This window comes from Methylobacterium sp. WL116, from assembly GCF_008039455.1.
Lineage (GTDB): Bacteria > Pseudomonadota > Alphaproteobacteria > Rhizobiales > Beijerinckiaceae > Methylobacterium.
On the sequence record NZ_VRUV01000320.1, the window covers coordinates 1 to 5346 of the forward strand.

General features: G+C 70.9%; 5 protein-coding genes and 1 pseudogene. All 6 read left to right on the top strand.

The genetic code is table 11. The features are described from left to right. Positions 1–2127: TIGR02302 family protein (locus tag FV223_RS19200; protein ID WP_147728506.1), on the top strand; the 2127-nt coding region annotated here is incomplete at its 5' end. Between the two features lie 92 nt (positions 2128–2219). Then, a complete protein-coding gene (locus FV223_RS19205) occupies positions 2220–2405 on the top strand; it encodes a twin transmembrane helix small protein (RefSeq protein WP_147728507.1) in 186 nt (61 codons plus the stop codon). 131 nt (positions 2406–2536) lie between these two features. Next, a complete protein-coding gene (locus FV223_RS19210; protein ID WP_147728508.1) occupies positions 2537–3169 on the top strand; it encodes an acyloxyacyl hydrolase in 633 nt (210 codons plus the stop codon). A gap of 47 nt (positions 3170–3216) precedes the next feature. Next, entirely contained in the window at positions 3217–3789 is a 573-nt protein-coding gene (locus FV223_RS19215; protein WP_147728509.1) for a cob(I)yrinic acid a,c-diamide adenosyltransferase, read from the top strand. Between the two features lie 210 nt (positions 3790–3999). Then, the gene (locus FV223_RS19220; RefSeq protein WP_147728510.1) at positions 4000–4749 is read left to right on the top strand and encodes an electron transfer flavoprotein subunit beta/FixA family protein; all 750 of its coding nucleotides are present in this window, start codon (positions 4000–4002) and stop codon (positions 4747–4749) included. 66 nt (positions 4750–4815) lie between these two features. Beyond that, positions 4816–5346: pseudogene (locus FV223_RS19225) on the top strand (electron transfer flavoprotein subunit alpha/FixB family protein); the annotation flags it as partial.

The following is a 5346-nucleotide window of genomic DNA, read 5'->3' on the forward strand; positions in this document are numbered from 1 at the left end:
GGCCTCGTGGTCGCGGCGGTGGCGAGCCTGTTCGTCGCTGGCCCGGAATGGCGCGAGCGCCTCGGCAGCGCCTTCGACTGGCGCGAAGCCGCTTCGGCCGGCCCGAACTACCGCATCGACGGCTGGATCGACCCGCCGCTCTACACCCGGCTTCCGCCGCTCGCGGTCGCGATGTCTGGCGGCGAGCAGCGCCTGCGCGTGCCGGTGAATTCGCAGCTGATCGTGCGCATCGCCGGCGAGAGCCCGGCGCAGACCGTGCTGACGCCGAATGCCGGGCTCAAGGCCGTGCCCGGCAAGGAGCCGCGACCCGACCTGCGCGAGGACCGGTTCCAGATCGTCGGGCCGACGGCCGAGCTCACCATCGCCGCGCCTGGGCAGACCCAGCGCCTGATCGTCGAGGCGATCCCCGACACCCCGCCCGAGATCCACGCGGTCGGCGGCCCGGAGGTGAACGGGCGTGGCACCTTCAACCTGAGCTACCGCGCCAAGGACGATTACGGCATCGCCTCGGCCGAGGGGATCGTCGAGCCGCTGGAGGGGACGCGCTCGCTTGTGCCGCCGCCGCGCATCGCCCTGGCGCTGCCGGGCGAGGCGAGCGGCGAGACCGACACCAAGACGCTCGTGGACCTGACCGACAACCCCTGGTCGGGCGCGAAGGTGCGCTTCACCTATCTCGTCAAGGACGAGGCCGGCCAGGAGGGCCGCACGCCGACGATCGAGATGGTGCTGCCCGCCCGCCCCTTCCGCGATCCGCTGGCGCGGGCGCTGGCCGAGGAGCGCCGTCGCCTCGTGGTGACGCCGGACGAGGGTCGCGCCCGCGTGCAGATGGCGCTCGACGGACTGCTCGTCGCGCCCGAGATGTTCACGCCGCAGCCGGGGGTGTTCCTCGGCCTGAAGACCGCGGCGCGGCGCCTGCGGGCGGCCGGCAACGATGCCGCGCTCACCGAGGTCGCGGACCTGCTCTGGGAGATGGCCCTCAAGATCGAGGACGGCGACCTTTCCGACGCCGAGAAGAAGCTCCGGCAGGCGCAGGACCGGCTCAAGGAGGCGATCGAGAAGAACGCGCCCGACGACGAGATCCAGCGCCTGACCCAGGATCTCAAGCAGGCCCTCGACAAGTTCATGAAGCAGCTGGCCGAGAAGCAGAGCAAGCAGCCGCGCGAGCAGGGCTCGCGCGACAAGCAGGGCCAGCCATCGAAGAGCGTGACGCCGGACGACCTCGACAAGATGCTCAAGGACATGGCCGAGGCGATGAAGCGCGGCGACACGGCCGAGGCGCAGCGCCTGATGGAGCAGCTGCGCAACATCCTGGAGAACCTGCAGAGCGCCGAGCAGGGCGGCAAGTCCGACCCGACCGCCCGCGAGATGCAGAAGCAGATGAAGGAGCTCGACCAGATGGCCCGCGAGCAGCAGGGCCTGCGCGACGAGACCTTCAAGGAAGGCCAGGAGAAGCCCGGCGGCGAGCAGGGCCAGCGTCCGCCGAGCCGCGGTCAGCCGGGGCAGAAACCCGGGCAGAAGGGGCAGCAGAGCCCCGGCCAGCAGGGCCAGGGCCAGCAAGGTCAAGGCGAGCAGGGGCAGCAGGGCCAGGGCCAGCAAGGCAAGGGGCAGCCGGGCCAGCAGGGCGGGGTCGGCGAGCGCCAGCAGGCCCTGCGACAGCGCCTGCAGGACCTGCAGAACCGCATGAAGGAGAACGGCATGAAGGGCGAGGAGGGCCTTTCGGATGCCGAGGATGCGATGCGCGAGGCCGAGAACGCGCTGAAGGACGGCCAGGACGGCGACGCGGTCGACGCGCAGGGCCGCGCCCTCGACGGGCTCAAGCGCGGTGCCGACGGCATGCAGCAGCAGATGCAGGAATCGGCCGAAGCCGAGGGCGAGGGCCAGGGCGACAAGCCCGACGGCGAGCAGCCCGGCCAGCAGGGACAGGCCGGTGCCAAGGACGACGACCCGCTCGGCCGCTCGACCCGCGGGCGCGACATGAGCGACGGCCGCGTGCGCGTGCCGACCGCCGACGAATCGGCGGTGCAACGGGCGCGCCGGATCATGGAGGAGCTGCGGCGCAAGCTCGGCGACCCGACCCGCTCGCAGGAGGAGCTCGACTACTTCGAGCGCCTGCTGCGCCGGAACTGAGCCGGGGCACGGCCCGCGTCGCATCGCCCCTGCCGTTCGTCCGGCGAAGCGCCTACAAGGGCGGAATCGCTCGCAGTCGAGATCGTCCGTCCATGTCCGGCAACTCCGTCGTCCTCGTCGCCTGCCTCGCGGTCGCGGTCATCCTCCTCCTCGGCCTCGCCAACATGATGCGCGGGGGCGACGCCAACCTGTCCCAGCGCCTGATGCGCCTGCGCGTGCTGCTGCAGTTCGTGGCGATCCTGGTGATCATGGGCGTGGCCTGGTGGCGCTCGGCCTGATGGATCGGGGCCGCCCGGGACTGTGACCGCCGGGCCGCACCGGGGCGCATTCGAGCGCGGGCCGGATGAAACGGCGCCCCCGGCGGGTCGGCCCATGCTAGGAATTCCGGGTTCAACCGGATCCGCTCCGCATGAAGTCCTCCTCGCATCGTCTCGTCGCCGGCGCTCTTGCCCTCGCGATCGCCTCGCCCGTCGCGGCAGCCGATCTCGGGTACGCGCCGCGGCCCGCGGCCTACGCGCCGCCGGTGCAGCCCCTCAGCATCGTCTCCGAAGTCCGGATCGGCGGCGCCGTGCAGGATCCCGGCAGCGCCGAGGGCAAGCTCCCGGGCTTCGAGAAGCAGAACGTCAACGGCGAGATCCTGTTCTCGAAGCCGCTGGTGAGCGCCGATCCGTTCTGGCAGGCCTTCGTGCCGCGCCCGACGGTGGGCGGCAGCTACAACACCGGCGGCCGGACCAGCTACGCCTATCTCGGCGCGACCTGGTCGGTCGACCTCTTCCCCGAGACCTTCGACCGCCGCGTCTTCATCGACGGCTTCTTCGGTGGCGCCGCGCATAACGGCTATACCGGCCCGAAGGCGCTCGCCCCGTACGGCTTCAACTCGCTCGGCTGCTCGCCGCTGTTCCGCGAGGCCGCGGCGCTCGGCTTCCGCATCACCGAGCATTGGAGCATCATGGCGACCGTCGAGCACATGTCGAATGCCGGCCTGTGCGGCGAGAACCGCGGCCTGACCAACTTCGGCGGCAAGCTCGGCTACACCTTCTGATCTGCAAGCTCGGCTACATCTTCTGATCTGAAAGCGTCGGCGCACCCGTGGTCACCCTCAACCGCATCTACACCCGCACCGGCGACAAGGGCACCACCGCCCTGGCCGACGGCCAGCGCCGGTCGAAGGCGGACCTGCGGGTCGAGACCTACGGCACCGTCGACGAGACCAACGCCTGCGTCGGCCTCGCCCGCCAGCACGCCGAGCCGCGCATCGACGCGATGCTCGGCGCGATCCAGAACGACCTGTTCGATCTCGGGGCCGACCTCGCGACGCCCCCGAGCGACGCGCCGCCGGCCTACGAGCCCCTGCGGATCGTCGCCTCGCAGGTGGCGCGGCTCGAAGCCGACATCGACGCGCTCAATGCCAACATCGCGCCGCTGAAGTCCTTCGTGCTGCCCGGCGGCTCGCCGGCCGCCGCTGCGCTTCACCTCGCCCGCACCGTCAGCCGCCGGGCCGAGCGGCTCGCCGTCGCGCTTGCGGCGACCGAGGGCGAGATCGTCTCGCCCGAGGCGCTGAAGTACCTCAACCGCCTGTCGGACTTCCTGTTCGTGGCGAGCCGCGCGGCCAACGCCGACGGCGCCGACGACGTGCTCTGGGTGCCCGGCAAGAACCGCTAGGGCGGGCCCGGGCCGATCCGCGCCCGCCGCCGTACCGCAGATCCGAATTCCCTTCGCCGACCGTCCGCGGCTTTTCGAAAGCGCGTGCGCGCGCCGCGTTGACAAGGCGGAAATGTGGCCGTTACGGTCCGCGCCCTGTGCGAGCCGCCTGCGAAGGCGCTCCGAAATTCGCCGATCACAACAATCCGGCCGCGGAGGAAGTAGACCGCCATGAAGGTTCTGGTGCCCGTCAAGCGGGTCGTCGATTACAACGTTAAGATCCGCGTCAAGGCCGACGGCTCCGGGGTCGAGCTCGCCAACGTCAAGATGTCGATGAACCCCTTCGACGAGATCGCCGTCGAGGAGGCGATCCGCCTGAAGGAGAAGGGCAAGGTCACCGAGATCGTGGCGGTGTCGATCGGCCCGCAGCAGGCCCAGGAGACGCTCCGCACCGCGCTCGCCATGGGCGCCGACCGCGCGATCCTGGTGAAGACCGACACGGTCTGCGAGCCGCTGGCGGTGGCCAAGATCCTGAAGGCGGTCGTCGAGAAGGAGAACCCGGAGCTGGTGATCCTCGGCAAGCAAGCGATCGACGATGATTCGAACCAGACCGGCCAAATGCTCGCGGCGCTGCTCGGCTGGCCGCAGGGCACCTTCGCCTTCAAGATCGAGGCCGGCGAGGGCAGCCTCGACGTGACCCGCGAGGTCGACGGCGGCCTGCAGACGGTGTCGCTCAAGCTCCCGGCGATCGTCACGACCGACCTGCGCCTCAACGAGCCGCGCTACGCCTCGCTGCCCAACATCATGAAGGCGAAGAAGAAGCCGCTCGAGGAGATGGCGCCCGACGCCCTGGGCGTCGACGTCACCCCGAAGCTCAAGGTCCTCAAGACCGCCGAGCCGCCGGGCCGCTCGGCCGGCATCAAGGTCGGCTCGGCCGCCGAGCTCGTGCAGAAGCTGAAGACCGAGGCCAACGTCATCTAGTCCCGCAGCGCGCGCTCCCGCATCCGGTCGAGCGCGCGCCTTATCCGAGATCCGAGGTTTGAACCGATGACCACCCTCCTCCTCGTCGAGCACGGCCAGTCCGAGATCAAGGACGGCACCCTGAAGGCGCTCACCGCCGCCAAGCAGCTCGGCGCCCCCATCCACGCCCTCGTGGTCGGCGCCGGCAGCCGGGCCGCCGCCGACGCGGCGGCCAAGCTCGACGGCGTCGACAAGGTGCTGCTGGCCGAGGACGCGGCCTACGACCACGACCTCGCCGAGCCGGTCGCCGCGCTGATCGTCGCGATCGCGGAGCCCTACGACGCGATCGTGTGCTCGGCGACCACCACCGGCAAGAACATCCTGCCGCGCGTCGCCGCCCTGCTCGACGTCGCGCAGATCTCCGACATCATGGCGGTCGTGTCGCCCGACACGTTCGAGCGCCCGATCTATGCCGGAAACGCGATTCAGACCGTGCAGGCCGGCGCCGGCAAGAAGGTGATCACCGTCCGCACCGCCGCCTTCAAGGCCACCGGCGAGGGCGGAGCGGCGGCCCCCGTCGAGGCGGTGACGGCGGCGGTGCGGACGGTGATCACCTTC